Raw genomic sequence first — 21976 nt, 5'->3', positions numbered from 1 at the left:
AAGATAGCATCACGTTAAGTGGCCTAAAATAGTTGGTTATTATTGTGTGAGGAACGAAAAAACCAAACTATTTTTTGTCCGATTTAAAGTCCTTGTTATAAGCCTACTTCCACTTTACAACAGCATCTGCTTGGCATGAAGTGATACCAGAAAAACCATTACGCCCCATAGAAATACGAATACGTTGCTCATTCATAGGTTGAATTTCTTTACCTATTTTATCTGAGTGTTCCCAAGCAATGGCAGTTAGTTGACTTTTACAAGCAGTAGCCACTGCATCGCTTTCTGGAATAAATTGGTATCTAGAATAGTAAACTGTAACTCCAAAGCCATCATCTCGTTTTTCTATACCATACTCAGTATCTTTATCGTACGTAGACAAGGCTATATTGGTGTGACTTACTGGTGTTGCACACCCTAACAATAAAAGACTTAAAATTATTAAAATAGTAAATTTCATCGTAACTCCTTTTTAGGCTTATACAGCACGATTAAGTAGAATAATTCCAGATTTTGCCAGAAATACGGAATATGTTAATTTGTTAAAAATTCTTTCAACGATACGTTGCTGCAACTATAAATCAAACAATTAAAGTGACCAATAGACAAAAGTCAAATATTAATCATGTTGATATATAGAATAATTTGGTATTAACAACGGAAAGGCAAAATAACGTTAATTTATTTAGCGTTAACCTAGTTTTAAGCGCCTGTTATTCGACAAGCAATGCGGCTACATCAATTTCCCATTTTTTTCTGAATCAATCACTGCCTTTAGCAAGGTAAGGCAGCGAATTATACGACAGTATTGTGTTATGAACAGGCGTTGCTAGTTCAGATCGCCACAGGGATGTGGCGTATGAACGGTGTGTTAAGAAGGCAGTTATTGATTCAGATTAAAAAAACGATATGGGCGAGTTTCTTTTGGTTCTGTTTTCTTTGTTCGTATAAAGAAAATGAACACGCCGACAGGGCGGAACACCAAATTACAATTATTCATTAAGCTAAGTTGAGCGCAGACGAGTTCTGATGCTAATTAAATAGGACCTAAATTTGAAAAAAGCACACTGTTGTTGCGACAACAAAAAGGCCATCTATATTTCTATAGACAGCCCACTAATTTATCACCTATTTCAGCTTTAGACCTTTTAGCGACCTAAAACTAAACCCAAAACTAAGCTACTTGCTCAGCTTGAAGATAATTCACTAAATCATCAATACTCATTACTGGAATATCATGCTGTTGCGCAAACTTCACCACTTCTGGTAAACGTGCCATTGAGCCATCTTCATTGCTTAACTCACAAATCACACCTGCGGGAGCAAACCCTGCTAATGTTGCTAAATCAACTGCAGCTTCCGTATGTCCTCTTCGCACTAATACACCGCCTGCAACGGCTTGTAGCGGGAAAACATGACCTGGTCGAGATAGATCATCTGCTGTTGCATTGGGTGCGACTGCGGCTTTAATAGTAGTCACACGGTCTGCAGCTGAAACGCCTGTTGTCACACCATGCTTTGCTTCAATACTGACAGTATAAGCGGTGGTATTTTGGCTAGTGTTGTTGCTGACCATTTGGGGAAGTTGAAGCTTTTGCGTGGTTTTTGTAGGTAAGCATAAACACACTATACCACTGCCTTCACGGATCATCATCGCCATTTGTGGGGTTGTTAATGTTTCAGCAGCAAAAATAAAGTCACCTTCATTTTCCCTGTCTTCATCATCTACAACTAACACACCTGAACCGTTTTGGATTGATTGAATGGCATTTAATACACGAGAATGTGCATCACCGAATAAACTTAATAGAGACTGACTCATGGTATTTCCTTTGAATAGTTACCAGAATCAGGGCATTGAGAATCACATCATCCAATTATTAGATGATGTAAATTAGCACTACACATGCAGCACTTTGGTTTCTCTTTCATCCGGACTTTAACCGTCGGCTCTGGAATTAAACCAGATCTGCTGACCTTTATTGCTACTATTACTACGTTAAATAATCAATAAAGCGCTCGCGGGCTCACCTATTAGGTTTACCGCCGGTGGGGAATTTCGCCCCGCCCTGAGAATTGCTAAGTTAAATTAGCGTGCGGATTTTAACCCTTACTCATTGAGGAAGATAGTTGAAAAAGAAGATAGTTGGAAAAATTGAGATAAGACGAAACTCAATGCGACTACGACTCCTCATCGTTGAGTTTCCTCAAGCAATTAATTCATTTTAGTAAAACCAAACAGGATGTTTGGGTTAGTTGAGACTAGTGCATGGAGCGATTTATGCGACAGCATAGTTATATGAGCGGGCTAAGCTCTGCGTGCCCTTTGCCGTTATTAGCTCAGTGTAGAAGACATCATATAAACGGTACGTTTAAAATGCGTTGATTGTTTGGATAAGAAAGCGACTCGGTGCCAGTCTTTTTGCCTACTTTATTCTTCTGGTAAGAAAAAGTAGAGTCGCCGACAGGGCGAAACCAAAGTTAATAAATATCAAACAGCCTCAATGAGCGTAGACGAATCTTACTTTACTAAAATACAAACTAAATCCAAAAACACCAGTTGTTGCGACAGAAAAAAAGGCCACCTATATCGCTATAGATGGCCTTTTTAATCGTTACTTAACAGCAGTGATTAAAGTTCGATAGTCACTACTTCGCCATCAATTGTTAGCTCTAATGTATTACCCACTAATTTATAGCTAACATCCGTTTTAGGACCATTGATTTTGCTTGGCACTAACAGCGTTAAAATATTATGCTCTTTCTTCGCTTTAAATTTAGCTTCAACATGGCGGTGAACTTCAAGGTCTGCAAATTCAGAAGGGTCAACTTCTCCAAAGCCTTCAACATTTTCAATGGATAAAAGATCATTCTTACTCTCATTGATAAATGACACGTCTAATAGCGCGATGTCACCGATGATTTGGAATGAGTCTTGAGCCGTTTCTGTTTTGAATGTGGTGTGTAATAACCAAGTCAGATCTTGCTCTGTTGTTAACGTCGCGGTATCACGCATTACAAAGACTTTACCTTTAGCAAACCAAATTTTACGTTTGTAAGATTCTAAATCAGGGTTATGGAATTGGTACGATGTTGATGCATCGCCTTCCACAAATAATACGTCAGATTCTGTATCGTAATCACTTATTTTTCCGCCTGCTTCAACACAGTAACGATCTTGGTGAACACCTTCAAACTTAGTGGTAGTGTTTTCTGCGTACTGACCTTTACCACCAAATAGCGGTAAGTTTTTAGAAAAGGTACGACGACGCCATTTGATATGCATATCAACACCAAAACCACCGTAATAACCTGTGATTGCGGCTAAAGTATCGCCAAAGGCATGTAATGTGTAAGCATTTTGGTCACCGTGTGAATGGCTGATAGAACCAAATGGACTACATTTATAAACCATGTGAATGTGTTCTTCACGGTTAGTCATGTTACAGTGAAATGCTGCCCAGCCTGTGGTTGGGAATACTTTAAGTAATGGTTTATCTGAAGGTTTAACCTCAGGCATGTCATTCCATAGGTAATCAAAACGTAGGTCATCGTAACCAAAGTCCCACCAACCAAAGTTGTAGAATTTAGTATGCGCTTCAGTATCACGTGCTTTTAATTGGTTGTAGTACCAGATGTACTCAGGTTTGTTGTTAACACCGGCAAAATGTTTGATGTTGTAAGCGAGTTTAAGGCCTGGGAAATCGCCAATACTTGATTGGTCACAAAAGCTTGCTCGTTTTGAGTGAACAGGCATGCAATACAGCGGGAAATCACCGGTATTTTTATAGAACTCTTTATTAAACATATTGATAGAGGTGTAGCTTTTCAGTAAATCAAAAGACTCACCGAGGAATGCCATTTGCGTGTTCCAGTAATCAGGGCCTTCTGCCCATGCGCCATCTTTGCCGCCCCATGGTGGGTAATGCACTGCGTAATATTCAATACCGTATTCAATATACTCGCGCGCTTTAGGGTATTCATTGTAAAGCGCAATACAAGTAGGAATAACTGCTGAACTGATACTACGCACACCGTGACTATTTAGTGGGTTCGCCAATAGGTCAACGGTGACTTGGAGGTGATGCATGATCTCTTCTAAACGCACAATTAATGCCGCTTTTACAATTTCACGCTCTTCTTCTGAGAAGTAAGCGTGTAGCCAGTCATAACCCCAAGCCATTGCTGCGATAACACGGAATGCCGCTTCATCGTTATAACCGCGAGACGTTACACCTTCAGGGGCGTAAGAAGCTAATTGTAATGTCCACGCTTTTGCTTTTGCGATCATCGCTTGGTCTTCTAACACTACACCAGCAATTGAAAGATTGCGGGTTGCATTGAACGCTTCTTGACAGCTAACGTACATTTGACGCCAGTAAGGACGCCATAAAGAGGCCTTGCCTACGGTTTCTTCCGGATAAGCTTTTGGCTCTGAATAGGGTGTTGTCTCTAGGAACTTGTTTGTTGAGTTATTCAGGAATGCATCAAATTTACAGTAACCAGCGTCATTTTTAAGTTTAGTTCTGAATGCTGGAAGGTCTTTGCTTTGAACTAATAGACGAGGGTGCTCAACACTTAAATTATCAAGGAAAGACAGGTCAATATCTGCTTTTTGAACTTGAACTGGCATTACATCAAGTAGATTGCCAGCAGACTTGTCATTCTCTAGTTTGATCGCTTTTATTGCATCAAAAGACTTGTTAGACATTTAATACCTCTAATTTATGAAATTAATAAATCTATGTAATAGCCTCGTTCAATGTCACTTATTTACTGTGCTGAGCAAGGTATGTTAAATAATGCCAATGCTTTTAAGTCGCTTTATTATCTCGCAGGTTAATCGCGTTGAGCTAAAATATTGAGCTGAAATAAGGTAAATCATTCATTTGTAATGATTTCACCGTTTTATCACTCATTAGTATTGGTTGTATTGCAAGTGTGAGAGTTATTCAACACTTCATAGTCTGTATTTTATATCATTTGTATTACTTAATTACAATATGACTAGGTCGGCAGGGTGTTAATTTTAGGGCTAGCTCACAAGCTATAAAAGTCATTTAACAAATTGAGTGTTGATTAAAAGGGAGTAGGCAATAAAAAAGCGACGGGATAAGCGTCGCTTGTGGTTTTTAGCGTTAAGACTGTGTAGCAATAAGTTGTTGCTTTGTTATTTTGTAACTACTCAGGCCGTTGCTATTTAAGCCTATTTCTTCGTTGAAAAATGCTCATTTAAACCACTAAACTGCGCTTTTTCGCCTTGAACTAAGCATAAATAGCTTAGCCCTGAGCATTTACGTTTTTATTTTGGTAAAAAGCACTCAGTTTTAATGGGGGCTGAGTAGTTACGTTATTTTTACGTAAGGTTTATAGCTTTTCTATTTTTTTCTCAATCTCTGATATTTTGCTATCTACCACTAATTGTAAATGTTTTAGATCCGACAAAATTTGTTGTTTAAGCTCTTTTTCTGAACTCTCTTGTAGGCTAAGGCTATCTAGCTCTTGAATAATTTTATGTAATGTTGGATTGATTTCAGATAAGTCAGTAAACCTTTCTGTATTCTGGCCTCCACTCACTCTTTTAACTTGGCGCTGAAATTTAAATTTACTGCTTCGACCGATTAACATACCGCTATGTTTACGGAAATATACTTTTAAAATATCTTTTTCACCTTCCTGACGTAATGAATAGCGTTTGATATTCTCTGGATTACGGATGCCGACATCTTTAAGATTTGGGTACATTTTTTCTCCTTTCAGGCTAATGCTAATAGTATTTAAAATATCATGACTTTCAGTGTGGACTATCGAAAAAAAAGATCAATTCATATTATCTCTAATTGTTTAGTTATCCCGATCCAAGTCAATTTATAATTTTTACTATTGGTTTTATCTTTTATACTTGAAAGTTATTAGTAAAGTTTATTTACAGTTTGAGTGGCAGTGCGAGAAAAGTATTCATTGAAGGAGGGAGTTAAAAGTACTGAGAGAGAAAATAAACAGCTCCAAAATAAGGACTTATTTTGGAGCTGTTATAGATTTGAGCTTGTTATAGCCTTGTATCTGCCATAAAAGCTACTTTATTTTTTTACTTCCCAAACACCTGGTTCGATTTTTTTATCTAATTCAGGCAGTTTAGTGCGATCAAAAGTAGGTATTTTTCCGGCATCAAGTTGCTGGTTGTAATCTTTTGCTAATTTAATCACTTCATTTGAAAGCAATAGAATAGCAATCAAGTTGACGATTGCCATTAACCCCATTGAAACATCTGCTAAAGACCAAATAACGCTATTACTTTGCGTCGCACCAAATAGGATCATGGCCAATACCGTAATACGTAAAACAATCAAACCGCGTGTATTTTTATGCTGTAAAAATACAAGGTTGGTTTCTGCGTAAGAGTAATTCGCAATAATAGAAGTAAAGGCAAAGAACAATAAAGCAATGGCCACAAACGAACCACCCCAATCACCTACTTGTATATCCAGCGCGCGTTGTGTTATTTCTACGCCACCCATGCCAGTGAATGATTCTAATCCACCTGATAATAGGATGATTGATGCCGTTGCTGTACAAATGATGATGGTGTCGATAAACACACCTAACATTTGTACATAACCTTGTGATGCTGGGTGTGGTGGGTAAGGAGATGCGGTTGCTGCTGCATTAGCTGCACTACCCATACCCGCTTCATTAGAGAATAAACCACGTTGTACACCGGTCATGATCATTGCACCAAAAGCACCACCTGCCGCTTCCTGCCATCCAAAAGCAGAGTCGATAATGAGACCAATGATTGCAGGTAACTGAGTTATATTAGTCACCACAACAAACAATGCGATCAATAAGTATACAAAAGCCATCGCAGGTACAATTCTTTCTGCTACTTTAGCAATACCACGAATACCGGTAAAAATAACCGCACCAGAAATAATGGCTAAGACGATACCAACTGTTAATTTATCAAACTGGAATGATTCATGTAATGCGGCGGTGATAGAGTTTGCTTGTACGGCGTTAAAGACTAAACCAAAGGCAATAATGAGGAAAATAGCAAATAGGCTACCCATCCAACGTGCATTTAACCCTCGTTCCATATAATAAGCTGGCCCACCTCGAAAGTTGCCATCTTCATCGTGCACTTTATAAGCTTGAGCGAGTGTACTTTCGGCGAAACTGGTTGCCATCCCCAATAAGGCGATCACCCACATCCAAAAAATAGCACCGGGACCACCAACAGTGATCGCGATTGCAACACCTGCTAAGTTACCTGTTCCCACACGTGCGGCTAAACTGGTTGATAATGCTTGAAAAGAAGAAATACCTTCTTTGTCTGATTTACGGCTGCCTTTCATGACAGTGAAGGTATGAAAGAAATGACGGAATTGGATAAAACCTAATCGTATAGTGAAGTAAACCCCTGTACCGATCAGTAAATAAACGAGGATTTGTCCCCATAATAAACCATTGATGGCGTTAAGTAGCGTTAACATAAAGATACCTTTTTAATAGATTGCGCCGATCCTTTTAAATAATTAACACGCAATAGGGTGATGTATAAGGGCGGGATATTATCAAATATTAGTTTTCTTTTCTTATTTTTATGAACTGGCTTGCAGCTTTCAAAAAAATGCTTATTTTTTCTTCAGTTTTAGCGTGTTGTGCCGATAACGCTTTACATTATTTAGATTGATGAAGGTGTCTATGCAAATTAATTCGCGTCAAGCTTATGTTGAAGTTGAACAGAGTGATAAAAACCCTAAAAATGAATCTGTAGCGGCTAACAATGAACCGGCTAGTACTGAAAGCTTACAACAAATTAATAAAAAGCAGCTCAATGCAGCGATATTACAAAGTGCCATTGATCAGTCTAATAAGACGAGTAGTAGTATCAAAGATCAACCCTTAGCCCTTGTTTTAAAAACCGCATTACAAGGTATTAATGATGCATTAAAAGAGATTGAGCCAGCTCAATCACTGCAACAAAGTTATGAGTCTGAAGTCGACTTTAGTCCCGAGGCAACGGCAGAACGTATTGTGACTTTTAGTACTAATTTTTTTAATGCTTATCAAGAGCAACATCCAGAATTAGATCCACAGCAGGCTCGTGATACGTTTGCTGATTTAATGTTAGAAGGTGTTGAGGAAGGAATTGGCGAAGCAAAAGATATCTTAAAAGCATTGTCGGTGCTAGAGGGCGATGTTGAACAAGATATCGACCTAACCATGTCATTCATTCTAGAAGGATTTGAAAAATTTAGAAACCCTGAGCCTGCGGTAGAAAGCGAAGCTGCCGAAAGTAAGGTCGTTTAAGGTAAGGTAATTTAAGGTGGTGTCCGGAATGTAGATTCCAGTCATTTGATGAATGCTGGGATTTTCGCTCGCCCCTGTTAATAAGAATCTGTAAATAAGCCCCTGTAAATAAGCCCCTGTAAATAACTCTGCTAGTTAGCCTATAACTAATTTATTGAGTATAGCTTTCTCATTTTCCTTACCTCTCCTGAAGCCCTGTCAATCCTGGCAGGAGTATTTTTTTATTGCTTTTTAAAGAAATAATTCACAATACTTTTATCAATTAAATTAATGTTGTCATAAAACTGTAACGTAACACGAATTTTGACTATCTACTTTCTTCTATTGCATCGAATCTGTTTATATTTCTTGCATAATATGAGTTAATATAGGGCTGTTTTTATTTATTGTTGATGTAGTCAATTGCGTTAACCTTTTTCAGATTGAGCGTATATATGGCCCGGCATGATTTTTTTCGTAAGTTAACCTTTTTTCATCTGTTTTCTTCTGTACTTTGTTTTTATTTATTAATGACTAGTTTTGCTTTTGCAATTGAAAATGAACAGTCGATTATCGATCCTGAAAAATTACATATAGGCCTGACTTTAGAGCCTACTTCATTAGATCCGACCACAGATGCTTCCGCCGTTATTCAACGTATTACCTATCAAAATATTTTTGAAGGCTTAACTCAGATTAATCAGAAAGGGCAAGTTTTACCTAGTTTGGCAAAAAGTTGGGTGGTCAGTGATGATGGCTTAACTTATACCTTTCTATTGCATGAGAATGTGTATTTTCATAATGGTGTTTTGCTTACTGCTGATATTGTTCGATCCTCTTTATTACGTCTAACGAGTAAGGATAGTAAAAACTCCATCAAGCATAAATTTACGCATATCAATACTATTACTGTAAATAATGACAATGAAGTAGAGGTGCAACTGCAATGGCCAGACATCCATTTTTTGTTTAACTTAGGTTTGGGTTGTGCGGTAATTCAAGAGCCAACGAGTTATTCGACTAATAGCCAAAAACCAACGGGGACTGGACCTTATATTTTTCAGGAATGGGAAAAAGGAAATTTTCTAAAGCTTAGGGCTAACCCTAATTATTGGCAAACCTTACCCTCCATCAAACAAGTGCTTATTACTTTTGCGCCTACACGCTCAGAAGTCGTTGAGTTATTAGCGCAGAGTACAATTGATGGTTATGACAATATGTCGGAAATTAATTTTTTACAGACCTTGAGTACACAATCTCGTTATCAGCAAGTGTTTGGGCAGACGCAAGGTGAAATTATTATCGCCTTTAATCATGCTAATAAAATGTTAGCTTCTTTGCCGATCCGCAAAGCCATTAGTTATGCGATAGATAAAAATAAAATAAAATCTAATTTGTATTTTGGTGAAAGTGAATTGATTAGTAGTTTTTTTCCTGCTTCTCACGAAGCTAGTTTACATTTGTCTGAAGGGTATTCATTCAATTTAGATAAAGCAAAATCGTTAATGGGAGGCAATAAAGTAGCGATAAAACCATTACGTTTAATTATTCCACCAACCACCTACGCACGTTACATAGGGGTATATATTCCACAAATGTTAGAACAGATTAATATTCCAGTGACTGTGGAGTCGTTGACTTGGGAGGAATGGACAAAAAGAGTGTATATTGACAAAGACTATGATTTGTCAGTCGTTGCACATACGGAAGCGAATGACTTAGAGATTTTTGCTAAAGACAATTATTATTTTAATTATAGTAATGTTGAATATAAGCAGCTTATGAAAAAGTTAATGCAAACAACGCAGCAGTTACAGCGCAACCCTCTGCTGAAAAAGGCACAAAGGTTATTAATTGAAGATGCCGCTAGTGTTTTTTTAATGATGTTGCCGAAAACAGGTATTTGGGATAGTCGTTTGCAGGGATATTGGATAGATGAGCCATTACCGGCTCTGATTTTTTCACAAATTTCTTGGAGAAGTAAGACCATGAATGTAGTAGTGCAATAATAATATGGTACGCATACGAGACAGACTAAGTTTACGCGTCATTACCTTGACCATCGTTTTAGCTGCAATGAGTGGCATTGTTGGGGTTTCTGGCATTCTCTCGCTGCAAGAGTTCAAAGAGGATTATCAAAAAGTAAAAGATGATCACTTTGAAACACTACTCGATATAACAGAGTTAAAAGGCCAAGCTAATGAGATGTTAAGAACTACCAGTGGTATGTTTTTGGCTGAAAATAAAAATGATCTGCAATGGGATGTTTTGCATGTCACGGATAAAAAACAATGGACGGAAAAATTATTTAAAAAAATTGCTGATGCAACCGATAATTACCAAGACTTAGATAAACTGAAACGTAGTCTGTATGAGCAGACTGATGATACCTTGGCTGCGATGTTGAATAAGTATGATATAGCCGATGATTTTTATATCCAATATACAAAAGTAGAAGCCTACAAGCATCAAAAAATGCAGCAAGGTGACCATACGTTAGTGAGTACGACTGAAAATATCCTATCTCTTTTTAACCCTATGAATAATAAAAATTTAGCCATAGAACAAACGGTGAAGTTGGATGATGTCAGCGCACTGATTAATGAAATTAAAGATAAGATACCAGAGCAAGAGTATGCCCAGTTAACGGCTTTATTTATTGCCGATGATTCGCTTTTTTCTATCTATTCAAGCTATGTTGCGCAACTTGAACGTATCAAAAAATTACGTTTGGATAATAGACAGTTGAGTTATTTAATTGCCTCTGTCACCGGTAAGAGCATTTTATCAATACAGAAAAAATTCCTGATTAATCTCCATAAAATAGAAGAAGAAATAGCAGTACGTAAAACGCGTTTGTATATTCTATTATTTATTTGTTTTTCAACGGCATTGGTTTTAGCTTTATTACAAATTGGATTTTTAAAACGCGTAGAGCTGATCCGTAAAGTGATTAACGCAGGATATAATAATACCCAGCATGAAATCCCAATTAAAGGTAAAGATGAGTTCAGTGAAATGGCTATTGCCGTTAAAAGTTATATCGATGAGCTGTTAAAAAAAGAACATGAAATATCTGAGAATAATAAAAAATTAAAACATTTAGCAACCCATGATGGTTTAACTAATATCTATAATCGTCGTTATTTTGATGCGAATTTTTTGAAGGAGCATGTACGTTATTTACGCTACAAAGAGGCTTATTGTTTAGCAATGTTCGACTTAGACCATTTTAAGCATATTAATGATGTTCATGGTCATGATATCGGAGATAGGGTGCTAATTGAGTTTACTAAGCGAGTATCTGAAAAAATGCGTAAAACAGATATATTTGCGCGTTTTGGTGGTGAGGAGTTTGCATTATTAATGCCACGTACTAATAAGCATAATGCGACGATATTAATGCAACGCATCATTGAAGAGACTAATTCTACACCCTGTATTATTGGTAAGTTAAAAATTAGCTTTACGACCAGTATCGGGTTAGTAGAAGTGCAAAAAATCGAAGATATTCAAGATGCATCAAAACAATTGATATTTGCCGATAAAGCACTTTATCAAGCTAAGCAGACTGGGCGTAATAAACTTTGTGTGTACAGTCCTGACATTGAGGATAATGAGTAGCGGTTGTTTATGGCATGAATTCATAACACACTTTATGACATGCGAGCATTCAGGTCGCATGTCACTGTCTTATTCTACTGCTTTGCTTTTAAATTTTCTTTAAAAGCATTTAGCGTTTTAAACAATAATTCAATCTTAACCACAATCGCTGGCAATTGGGTCTTGTAGTGTTCTTCGTTATCCGTTTGAATAGCTTGTAAGTCTGCCGCTAATTCTTCTACGTAGGGTAAAAAAGTATCTGAGTGGTTAGTAAACGGCGTATCATTAGTGAAAATATGAGCAAATCCCGCTGTTTTTTGTTTACGTAATTCAGCTAGCGCTTTATCTGCATCTACTGCGCGGTGATAAATGATTTTAATATTCTCTTGAAGCTGTGCTTGTACGTTTTCTTTGCTCATCAGATTCTCCTGTGTGAACTTGTCGATATCAAAATCGATCTTATTGAGTGTTATTAATTCGTTGTGATTAATTCGTTGTTATTAATTCATTGTTATTAATTCATTGTTATTAATTCATTGTTATTATTTATTATAACGAATGTATTAACGTTTTACTTTGTTGTCCTGCAATTTCTCTGCTTAAGCGCGGTACTAAATAACCGGGTAGCTCTACTTGCATCGCATTATGTAGCTTTTGTGCATCTATTTCATCAATATCAAAATGTGCTGCACCTTGTACCTTATCTAATAAAAACAAATAATAAGGCAAGATATTGACGGAAAATAGTGCTTCGCTCAATGCCACTAATTGACTTGCGTGATCATTCACACCTTTTAATAGAACGCTTTGATTTAATAGGTGTATGCCTGCCTGATGACAACGCTGCATTGCATTTGCAAAGTCTGCATCAATCTCTTGCTGGTGGTTGATATGTAATACCAAAACGATGTTAAAGCGGCTTTTTTGTAAACGAGTCACTAGGCCTTGCGTGATACGAGATGGGATCACCACGGGTAAACGAGTGTGTATACGTAAACGTGTTAACTGTGGCAAGGCTTCAAGTTGATCAAATAACTCAAATAGCTGTTTATCCTTAGTCATTAACGGATCTCCACCACTGAGAATGACTTCATTCACATCAGGATTATTTTGGATATAAGCAATAATATTAGCTAGCTCTGATTTGTTAATGCTATTTTCAGCATAAGGGAAATGTCGTCTAAAGCAATATCGGCAATTTACCGCACAACCTGTTTTTAAAATGAGTAAAACACGGCTTTTATATTTATGTAATAGCCCTTGCTGTTGATTATTTTGCTCCACCAATGGGTCGGTAGTAAATCCCTTAACAGTCAATTCTTCATCGCTAATGGGTAATACTTGCTTTAATAAAGGATCATTAATATTGCCTTTTTGCATCTTCTTTACAAAGGGCATGGGCACCAGCATCGGGAATTGTTTTCTCGCAAGTTGACTGATTAGGTCATTTTCCTGCTCAATCTCCAATATTTCTAACAGTTGTTGCGGATTTTTCACTGCTTCTGCTAGTTCCTTTTGCCATGTTGGCAAGTCAGCGGTATTATTCACGTTAATAATTTTGGGCATTTTTTATCAGTTTAGTAATAGAGGTTATAATGGCAACATATAGTACCAGTGATTTTAAAGGCGGGCTAAAATTCATGCTCGATAATGAACCATGTGTGATCATGGAAAATGAATATGTTAAACCTGGTAAAGGCCAAGCATTCAGTCGAGTTAAATACCGCAAACTTATTTCAGGTAAGGTAGTGGATAAAACATTTAAGTCAAATGAAACAGTAGAATCTGCTGATGTAATGGACTTTGATCTTGCTTACTTATACAACGACGGTGAATTTTTCCACTTTATGGATAACAACACATTTGAACAAATCGCTGCAGATGTTAATGCAGTAGGAGATATGGACAAATGGTTAGTAGAACAAAATATTTGTACTATCACTACGTGGAATGATTCACCGATTGCGGTTATGCCTCCTAACTTTGTTGAATTAGAAGTGACTGAAACAGATCCTGGCTTAAAGGGCGATACGGCTGGAACTGGTGGTAAACCTGCAACGTTGTCAACTGGCGCGGTTGTACGTGTGCCTTTATTCATTCAGATTGGCGAAACAATTAAAGTGGATACGCGTAGCGGTGAATACGTTGGTCGTGTTAAAAAATAAGCGATTGAATGTATTGAATATTTAGCGTTGTTCATACTACGTTTAAACAAAAAAACCAGCATCTGCTGGTTTTTTTATAGCTTTAATTAAAGTAATAATAAGCCCAAATTAAACACTATTAAATAGTATTACAGACTGAGCATTTGTAATAATAAAGTAAAAACAAATACACTGACCGCAAATGCAAACCCATAACAAATTACCTGTTGCCAATCTCGACCACGTTTAATACCTAGGTCATGTAATGAATGGAAGATACGGTGTAGGGTATGCCACAAAGGTAGTGCCACTAATACCAATACGATTGGTGCGCCATACCAACTGCTTACAAACTGATGCAGTTTTTCATAGCTTAGATGCTCAGCATCAATCAGTCCTAGTGGTATTAATAGCCCTGTGACTAATACCATCACAGGTGTTAAGAAGGCCGTTAACATGCCTCCCGCGCCAAATAATCCCCAAAATATCGGTTCATGGGAGCGAATATATTTTTTCTCTGGTAATTGATTCGTTGTTGTTTGTTGAGCGTTCATGAAACCCCCTCTAGAGCATGATCAGCACTAGGCAAAAGATAGTGACAATAATGAATGAAATGTAATGACCCGCAACAATGAATTTTGCATCGAGTGGTTTACCTTTGATGTAGAGATCCACGGCTTTAGGCGCTAATGAGAACCAAGTAATGGTGTGGTAAAGGGCAATCAATAAAACCAATAAATGGAATATGATTGAAATAGGGTGTTGTAAGGCACTTAACCATGCGTTGAATGCCTCTTCACCTTGGCTCAAGCGAAACACTCCCCAAGCTAAAATAAGGCTGTATACAGTAATTAAAATACTGCTGCCTTCGCGGATCATATATTTGCTATAGAAGGCATTCTTTAACCACCAGTCATTGTTCATTTCACGTTGATACGGTTTACGTTTACTCATTTTACTTACTCCAAAATAACTGATAGCAAACTTACTGTGATCGGCATGAATATTAATACGAGTCGATATAAATAGTTTGCTATGACCTGATCAATGTTTTGTATCGTGTCTTTAGTCCGGTTTAAACATACCAATTAAGTAATCTTTACTACTTTCCACTTTTAATAGCTGGATAGCCGCTGCAGGGTCCACGCCTTTAGGGCAAACCACGGAACAATAACCAACAAACGTACAAGACCATACACCTTCTTCTTGATTGACTATTTTCATACGTTCAGCGCTACCTGCATCACGGCTATCTCGGTTATATCGCGCTAATAATGCGAGTGCCGCAGGACCGGTGAACTTACTATCAAGGCCATACTGAGGGCATGCTGCATAACATAAGCCACAATTGATACACATCGAGTATTGTTTATATTTTTCCATTTGTTCTGGGGTTTGTTTGTAAGTACCTTCCGACAAGCATTTATCATCAGTTGCAGGAATAATATAAGGTTTAATCTCTTCTAACTTTTTAATGAAGTCACCCATATCGACTACTAAATCACGCTCGATAGGAAAGTTAGCTAATGCTTCAAGTTTTATTTTTTGTGGATAATAGTCTCGTAGGAAAGCTTTACAGCCGAGTTTAGGGACATTGTTAACCATTAACCCACAACTGCCACAAATTGCCATTCGGCATGACCATCTAAAACTGACGGTACTATCAAGATGATCTTTAATATATTGCAGTGCCTCTAAGATTGACATATCAGGGCTATAAGGCACTTCAAACAATTGTGGAAATGGCTTTTCATCTTGCTCTGGACGATAACGAAGGATCTCGACTTCTATTACTTTATCTGACACTGCTTGTTGAGTAGGCATAGTTTGCGCTGACATAATCATTTCTCCTTCGCTTCAGAAGCTGCACCATACACTCGTTCTGCTGGTTGGCTTTTGGTGATAGTGACATCTGCATATTTAATCACCGGTGCTTTATCTGCTTGGTAATAAGCTAGTGAATGTTTTAAAAAGTTGATGTCATCACGGGTTTGGAAGTCATCAATTCGTTGATGTGAGCCGCGTGACTCTTGGCGTAAAATCGCACTATGCGCCATTGCTTCTGCGGTATCTAATAAGTAGCCTAGTTCAATCGCATATAAAAATTCAGTATTGAATACACTGGATTTATCATTGATTTGAATGTGTTTGTAGCGTTCTTTTAACTCCGCTAATTTATCAATAGTTTGCTGCATTGATTCCTGTGTTCGGTAAATCCCAACACCTTGCTCCATACAGTCGCCCATTTCTTGGCGAATATCTGCCATTTTTTCTGTGCCATTACTGTTTAATAATGCTTCGGTGCGGGCAATGACTTGCTCTGCTTGTTCGCGTAGTGGGGCGATATCTTGGTGTGTGGTTTGTTGTGCATACTGCGCTGCCTGTTGGCCTGCTAATTGGCCAAATACCGCGAGTTCACTTAAAGAGTTTGAGCCTAAACGATTAGCGCCGTGTAATCCTACCGATGCACATTCTCCAATCGCATATAAACCCGTTAAGCTAGTGGCTGTTTTGGCGTCGGTAGCAATGCCACCCATGGTATAATGCACGGTTGGGCGTACTGGAATCGGTTCGTGCACTGGGTCAACACCAACATAAGCTTTAGCAAGTTCTCTAATGAAAGGCAAACGTTCGTTGATTTTCGCTTCACCTAAGTGGCGTAGATCTAAATGCACCACATCACCTCGATCACCACTGATCACATTACCTTTTTGTTGTTCTTGCCAAAAACATTGGCTAATTTTATCGCGCGGACCGAGCTCCATATGTTTATTTTTAGGCTGACCAATCGGTGTCTCAGGTCCAAGCCCATAATCTTGAAGATAACGGTAACCATCTTTATTGATTAATACACCTCCCTCACCACGACAACCTTCGGTCATTAAGATGCCAGAACCAGGTAAGCCTGTTGGATGGTATTGTATAAACTCCATATCACGTAATGCCACACCATGGCGGTAGGCTAGTGACATTCCATCACCAGTTACTATGCCACCGTTGGTATTATAAGTATAAACACGTGCTGCACCACCAGTGGCCATGATCACTGATTTAGCTTGAATAAGTTTCGCTTCGCCTTCTGAGATATCTAAAATCACAACGCCTTGTATTTTGTTATCTTCAACAATTAAATCTAGACAAAAGTGTTCATCGAATCGTGTGATCTTAGGATGTTTAATGGAAGTTTGAAAAAGCGTATGAAGAATATGAAACCCGCTTTTATCGGCAGCGAACCAAGTGCGTTCTTTTTTCATACCGCCGAAGGCACGTACGTTAATGCTACCGTCTTCTTTGCGGCTCCAAGGGCAACCCCAATGCTCTAATTGTGTTAATTGCTTGGCTGCATTTTCAACAAAGTATTGCACCACATCTTGTTCACATAACCAGTCTCCGCCAGAGACAGTGTCATCGAAATGTTGATCTAATGAATCACTATCTTGAACGACACCGGCAGCGCCACCTTCTGCGGCAACGGTGTGACTGCGCATGGGATAAACTTTTGAGATCAGGGCTATCTCAAGTTGGGGGTGATTTTCTGCAATTTCGATGGCCGCTCTTAACCCTGAACCGCCTGCACCAATAATTGCAACGTCTGTTTTGATTATCTGCATAAAACTCTCCAACAAAATGAAATATTTGTTCGAAAATCAGTCTATCAGTTTGATCCTTAAAAACATTGATCGAAACATGGTTAATTAACGTGAAATTAATATAAAAACAATGTATTAAAAATACGTCTTAAAAAACCTAATAAATGAGTTTAAATTGTTTATAAAAGTGTGTGCTTGGTAATATCTTTTTCGTAAAATTTATGAGCTTGTTTTTATGAATGGCAAGATCAAAATCAAGCCATGTTGATAAACGTTAATCGCTTTAATCTTTCTTATAATTGTTTCCTTTTTAATGTTTTTAAAGCACTATTTATGAGTCTCATTACTATCAAGCTTGCGCTCAAAAAAGGAAACAAAATGAATTGGTTACCAAGTGCCTCATTAGCACAATTACAGGCACGTGCCGATATGCTAAAAACAATCAGAGAGTTTTTTAGCGAACGGCAAGTATTGGAAGTTGAAACTCCTTCTTTAAGCCAAGCAGGCGTTACGGATGTACATTTACAATGTTTTAAAACAAAGTTTGTAGGCCGTAATATTAGTGATAAACCTCTGGTTGATGGTGGCGTGGCTTTGTATTTACAAACATCACCCGAGTTTCATATGAAACGCTTACTTGCTGCTGGTAGTGGCTGTATTTATCAGATCTCAAAAGTTTATAGAAATGAAGAATCGGGACGTTTTCATAACCCTGAATTCTCTTTATTAGAATGGTACCGAGTTGGCTTTGATCACCATCAGTTGATGGATGAAATGTCTATCTTGCTCAGTGGTATTTTACACTGTGACACGCCGCTACGTTGCACTTATCAACAAGCCTTTTTAACGCATTTAAATGTAGACCCTTTAACGGCAACAATTACCGAACTTAAATCTGCTGGGGCGCATCTGCAACTAGGTGAAGTACTGGATAATGAAACCGATAAAGATACCATTTTACAATTGTTATTTTGTATTGCCATCGAATGTAAAATAGGCCAAGAGGTGCCATGTTTTGTTTATGACTTTCCTGCTTCACAGGCTGCATTAGCAAGAATTAATAAAAAAGATCCACGTGTTGCTGATCGTTTTGAGGTGTATTATAAAAGTGTTGAACTCGCGAATGGTTTTTATGAGTTAAATAGTAGCAAAGAGCAACTAAGCCGTTTTCAAGCTGATAACCAATTACGACAACAAATGAAGTTAGCTGAAATGCCGATCGATCATAAATTTGTTGCTTGCTTAGATCATTTGCCTGACTGTGCCGGAGTGGCGTTAGGGTTAGATAGGTTGTTAATGTTATCGAGCAAACAATCTCATATTAATGATGTATTGAGCTTTAGCGTTGATAATGCTTAATCTTAAAGCACAAAATAGCTTGAACAAAATACAGGGAATAAAAAATGGCAAAGTTATGGTTAACCGATAAGAGCTATCCTATTTGGTCTTATCTGTTACGTATTATTTATTGGTTACTTGCTATTTATCTATCGAGCTTATTTTTACAGGCTTATGGTCAGGAAAGTTGGTCTAAAGTAGGGCTTATTGTGTTAAGTATTCTGTTTGTGATCATCTTTTTAGTATTTGCTCGTTTGATTGACCATTTTTTAAAGGTGACGGTAAAGGACTGATGCTACACTGAAAATAAGTCCTGTATTTATCTATTATTGAAAAAGAGGTGTCTATGCCAATTAAAAAAGTGCAATCCGAATTTGATAAATTGTCAGAAGTCTTAGCTGATGGTGTGGTGGCTGACGAATGTACGGCCGGTGAATTACAAAAAGTACATGACCAATTACAATTAGCTATCCGCTCTCGTGATCCTGCACAATTAATCAGAGATAAAAAAATAACTGAACAATTACTTATGTTTGAAGAAACTAATCCAGTGGTAGGTAAAGTGGTTAAAGATTTAATTAATGCTTTATCAGGAATGGGTATTTAATCAAACTCTGTGGTTACTCGGCACGTAAATAAAAGTGAGTAAAATTTACTAAGATAAAGAGTGAATGCTCAGGGCTAATTTATTTATATAAGTACTCGTGTAAATTATTTATGCGAGTTATTTATGTTTAGCTCAGGTGAAAGAGGGCAATTTAGTTGTTTAAATGAGCATGATACGAATTTTAGTTATAAAAAAACCGACACTAGGTCGGTTTTTTAATAAGCTTCATAAAGAGCTAATTCTTAAATAAGAATTAAAGCGCTTTAATTTTAGCAGAAAGACGACTTTTCTTACGAGCAGCCATGTTTTTGCTGATCAGACCTTTAGTTGCGTAAGCATCTAAAACTGATTGTAATTTAACGAACTCAGCCGTAGCTAGTTCTTTGTTTGCAGCTTCGATTGCAACAACAACTTTCTTGATGAAAGTACGCATCATTGTACGACGACTTGCATTATGTTTACGGCTTTTTTCAGATAATAAAGCACGTTTTTTAGCAGACTTGATATTAGCCAAGACCTTAACTCCTAAATTCTGTATAACAAGGGATAATCAAAGGTCGTGGAATATGCCCTGTAACACGTATATTGTCAAATGGTTTTTTATTAACCAATAAAAGAACTGGCAACAAACCAGGTGGATGGTTAAACTGCGCGCATTTTATACTCAACCAATTACAGATGCAAATTTAGAGTCGCATGATTGCTTGATATATCGGCAGTTAACGCTATTAAATTTAATTAAAAGGTGTATTTTAGCACCCTCATTAACATCTCTTAATTAAATGAGTTATATCTCATCCAAGCGCGTAGGAATTAAAGTGTGAGTAAAAAGCTAATAAAATCAGGCATGATCGTCAGTTCAATGACATTAATTTCGCGAGTTTTGGGGTTAGTCCGAGACATCGTAATAGCTAATTTAATGGGCGCGGGTGCAGCCGCTGATTTATTTTTCTTCGCGAATAAAATTCCAAACTTTTTACGTCGTTTATTTGCAGAGGGTGCATTTGCACAAGCTTTTGTTCCGGTATTAACTGAATATGAAAAAACACAATCACGTGATCAAGTAAAAGATCTAATTTCAGCAGTTTCAGGTACTTTAGGCACAATTGTTACCGTTATTACTATTTTAGGTGTTTTAGGTTCCTCTGTTATCACTGCGTTGTTTGGTTTTGGTTGGTTTCTAGAGTGGTGGAACGGTGGCGCAGATGCGTTTAAGTTTGAACTTGCCTCCGATATGCTAAAAATTACTTTTCCATATTTATGGTTCATTACTTTTACTGCACTTTCTGGTGCCATCCTGAATACGCTTGGTAAATTTGCGGTGGCCGCTTTTACACCGGTATTTTTAAATATCGCTATTATTGGCTGTGCTATTTTCCTTTCTCCACAACTTCAACAACCTGAAATCGGTTTAGCGGTTGGTGTGTTATTAGGTGGCGCGATTCAGTTTTTCTTCCAAATTCCATTCTTGAAAAAAGAAAAATTATTAGTTAAACCTAGTTGGCAATGGCACCATCCTGGGGTGGTTAAAATAAGAACTTTGATGATACCTGCTTTGTTCGGGGTGTCTGTTAGCCAAATTAACTTATTATTAGATACTTTTATCGCCAGTTTTTTACAAACAGGCTCCATCAGTTGGTTATATTATTCAGACCGTCTATTAGAATTTCCATTGGGTTTATTTGGGATCGCCATTGCAACGGTAATATTACCGAGTTTATCTTCCTCGCATGTTAATCAATCACCACAAGCTTTTGCTAAAACCATCGATTGGGGGATCCGCAGTGTATGTTTCTTAGGTTTTCCTGCCATGTTGGGCTTAATGATACTCGCTGAGCCTATGTTGCGTGTTTTATTTATGCGCGGTGAATTTGATATACAAGATGTCAGTATGTCGGCGATGAGTTTGTGGGCTTATGCTAGTGGCTTATTAAGTTTTATGCTCGTTAAAGTCCTCGCGCCAGGTTATTACTCTCGCCAAGATACAAAAACGCCGGTTAAATTCGGTATTATTGCGATGGTCAGTAATATGGTATTAAATGTTATTTTTGCAGTACCTTTTGGCTATGTTGGGTTAGCCATCGCAACCTCATTATCTGCTACGTTAAATGCAGGATTATTATGGTTTGGTTTATATAAAAGCGGCGTCTATCAAGTGCAAAAAGGCAGTGTTGCTGTATTAATACGAATTATAGCGTCAGGTTTAGTGATGGTTGCAGGTTTGCTGTATATGACGCCTAGTCTTGTCATGTGGGCTGACTTTGGTTTACTTGAGTCAGCAATGCAACTAATCGCATTAATTTTAGGAGGTGCAGCGCTTTATTTAGTGAGCAACTTTATTTTTGGATTACGACTCCATCATTTTAAAGTAAGTCGCTAGATTTAATGCTAAATCGCTAAAA

Annotated in this window: 20 protein-coding genes and 1 riboswitch; of the genes, 8 read left to right on the top strand and 12 right to left on the bottom strand. The window is 37.6% G+C overall.

The window, feature by feature from the left end; genetic code table 11:
* Window positions 1-103: 103 nt before the first annotated feature.
* From MT391_RS14770 to MT391_RS14750, 5 genes are all read right to left on the bottom strand, one after another.
* Window positions 104-460 (bottom strand): hypothetical protein, encoded by a 357-nt coding sequence (locus MT391_RS14770; RefSeq protein WP_166371747.1) that lies wholly within the window; start codon window positions 458-460, stop codon window positions 104-106.
* 714 nt (window positions 461-1174) lie between these two features.
* Window positions 1175-1822, bottom strand: coding sequence for a 3,4-dihydroxy-2-butanone-4-phosphate synthase (gene ribB, locus MT391_RS14765; RefSeq protein WP_166371748.1), 648 nt, complete (start codon window positions 1820-1822; stop codon window positions 1175-1177).
* A gap of 94 nt (window positions 1823-1916) precedes the next feature.
* Window positions 1917-2081: riboswitch (FMN riboswitch) on the bottom strand.
* A gap of 551 nt (window positions 2082-2632) precedes the next feature.
* Entirely contained in the window at window positions 2633-4711 is a 2079-nt protein-coding gene (locus tag MT391_RS14760; RefSeq protein ID WP_499498768.1) for a DUF4962 domain-containing protein, read from the bottom strand.
* Between the two features lie 656 nt (window positions 4712-5367).
* Window positions 5368-5745: a DUF3461 family protein gene (locus MT391_RS14755; RefSeq protein ID WP_166371750.1), complete on the bottom strand. Its 378-nt coding sequence runs from the start codon at window positions 5743-5745 to the stop codon at window positions 5368-5370.
* 335 nt (window positions 5746-6080) lie between these two features.
* A complete protein-coding gene (locus MT391_RS14750; RefSeq protein ID WP_166371751.1) occupies window positions 6081-7493 on the bottom strand; it encodes an alanine/glycine:cation symporter family protein in 1413 nt (470 codons plus the stop codon).
* A 211-nt stretch (window positions 7494-7704) separates the two neighbouring features.
* On the opposite strand from MT391_RS14750, the gene MT391_RS14745 reads away from it, so the two are divergent.
* The 3 genes from MT391_RS14745 (at window position 7705) to MT391_RS14735 (ending at window position 11916) form a co-directional block, all read left to right on the top strand.
* Window positions 7705-8313 (top strand): DUF5610 domain-containing protein, encoded by a 609-nt coding sequence (locus MT391_RS14745; RefSeq protein ID WP_499498766.1) that lies wholly within the window; start codon window positions 7705-7707, stop codon window positions 8311-8313.
* A gap of 434 nt (window positions 8314-8747) precedes the next feature.
* A complete protein-coding gene (locus MT391_RS14740; protein ID WP_499498764.1) occupies window positions 8748-10301 on the top strand; it encodes an ABC transporter substrate-binding protein in 1554 nt (517 codons plus the stop codon).
* 4 nt (window positions 10302-10305) lie between these two features.
* On the top strand, window positions 10306-11916 hold the full coding sequence (locus MT391_RS14735; RefSeq protein ID WP_499441209.1) for a diguanylate cyclase: 1611 nt from the start codon (window positions 10306-10308) through the stop codon (window positions 11914-11916).
* A gap of 74 nt (window positions 11917-11990) precedes the next feature.
* On the opposite strand, the gene MT391_RS14730 is transcribed toward MT391_RS14735, so the two are convergent.
* Together MT391_RS14730 and epmB are read right to left on the bottom strand one after the other, a co-directional pair.
* Window positions 11991-12314 (bottom strand): hypothetical protein, encoded by a 324-nt coding sequence (locus MT391_RS14730; RefSeq protein WP_299664470.1) that lies wholly within the window; start codon window positions 12312-12314, stop codon window positions 11991-11993.
* Between the two features lie 130 nt (window positions 12315-12444).
* The gene (epmB, locus tag MT391_RS14725; protein WP_499498762.1) at window positions 12445-13461 is read right to left on the bottom strand and encodes an EF-P beta-lysylation protein EpmB; all 1017 of its coding nucleotides are present in this window, start codon (window positions 13459-13461) and stop codon (window positions 12445-12447) included.
* A 29-nt stretch (window positions 13462-13490) separates the two neighbouring features.
* Here epmB and efp point away from each other — a divergent pair, with 29 nt between their 5' ends.
* Window positions 13491-14060, top strand: coding sequence for an elongation factor P (efp, locus tag MT391_RS14720; protein ID WP_166371757.1), 570 nt, complete (start codon window positions 13491-13493; stop codon window positions 14058-14060).
* A gap of 128 nt (window positions 14061-14188) precedes the next feature.
* Here the strand turns inward: efp and frdD are convergent, their stop codons facing one another.
* From frdD to frdA, 4 genes are all read right to left on the bottom strand, one after another.
* On the bottom strand, window positions 14189-14593 hold the full coding sequence (gene frdD, locus MT391_RS14715) for a fumarate reductase subunit FrdD (RefSeq protein WP_051368907.1): 405 nt from the start codon (window positions 14591-14593) through the stop codon (window positions 14189-14191).
* Window positions 14594-14603: 10 nt separating this feature from the next.
* A complete protein-coding gene (locus MT391_RS14710) occupies window positions 14604-14993 on the bottom strand; it encodes a fumarate reductase subunit C (protein WP_166371758.1) in 390 nt (129 codons plus the stop codon).
* Between the two features lie 111 nt (window positions 14994-15104).
* Complete coding sequence (locus tag MT391_RS14705) at window positions 15105-15863, bottom strand: succinate dehydrogenase/fumarate reductase iron-sulfur subunit (protein ID WP_166371783.1); 759 nt, start codon at window positions 15861-15863, stop codon at window positions 15105-15107.
* Window positions 15864-15880: 17 nt separating this feature from the next.
* Window positions 15881-17650, bottom strand: a complete 1770-nt coding sequence (gene frdA / locus MT391_RS14700; RefSeq protein WP_299664484.1) for a fumarate reductase (quinol) flavoprotein subunit — start codon at window positions 17648-17650, stop codon at window positions 15881-15883.
* Between the two features lie 357 nt (window positions 17651-18007).
* Here frdA and epmA point away from each other — a divergent pair, with 357 nt between their 5' ends.
* Genes epmA through MT391_RS14685 form a run of 3 tightly spaced genes read left to right on the top strand, consistent with a single transcriptional unit; the run spans window position 18008 to window position 19574 of the window.
* The gene (gene epmA, locus MT391_RS14695; RefSeq protein ID WP_499498760.1) at window positions 18008-18988 is read left to right on the top strand and encodes an elongation factor P--(R)-beta-lysine ligase; all 981 of its coding nucleotides are present in this window, start codon (window positions 18008-18010) and stop codon (window positions 18986-18988) included.
* Window positions 18989-19032: 44 nt separating this feature from the next.
* Window positions 19033-19260, top strand: coding sequence for a hypothetical protein (locus MT391_RS14690; protein WP_299664490.1), 228 nt, complete (start codon window positions 19033-19035; stop codon window positions 19258-19260).
* 53 nt (window positions 19261-19313) lie between these two features.
* Window positions 19314-19574 (top strand): DUF4404 family protein, encoded by a 261-nt coding sequence (locus MT391_RS14685; protein WP_028867308.1) that lies wholly within the window; start codon window positions 19314-19316, stop codon window positions 19572-19574.
* Window positions 19575-19827: 253 nt separating this feature from the next.
* Here the strand turns inward: MT391_RS14685 and rpsT are convergent, their stop codons facing one another.
* A complete protein-coding gene (rpsT, locus tag MT391_RS14680; RefSeq protein ID WP_028867309.1) occupies window positions 19828-20088 on the bottom strand; it encodes a 30S ribosomal protein S20 in 261 nt (86 codons plus the stop codon).
* Between the two features lie 306 nt (window positions 20089-20394).
* On the opposite strand from rpsT, the gene murJ reads away from it, so the two are divergent.
* Window positions 20395-21954 carry a murein biosynthesis integral membrane protein MurJ gene (gene murJ, locus MT391_RS14675; RefSeq protein ID WP_499498758.1) on the top strand — a complete coding sequence of 520 codons (1560 nt, stop codon included), beginning with the start codon at window positions 20395-20397 and terminating at the stop codon, window positions 21952-21954.
* Window positions 21955-21976 lie beyond the last annotated feature (22 nt).

The organism is Vibrio sp. 1-Bac 57 (genome assembly GCF_037546855.1).
Lineage (GTDB): Bacteria > Pseudomonadota > Gammaproteobacteria > Enterobacterales > Psychromonadaceae > Psychromonas.
This window is presented reverse-complemented; position numbering and strand designations above follow the sequence as displayed.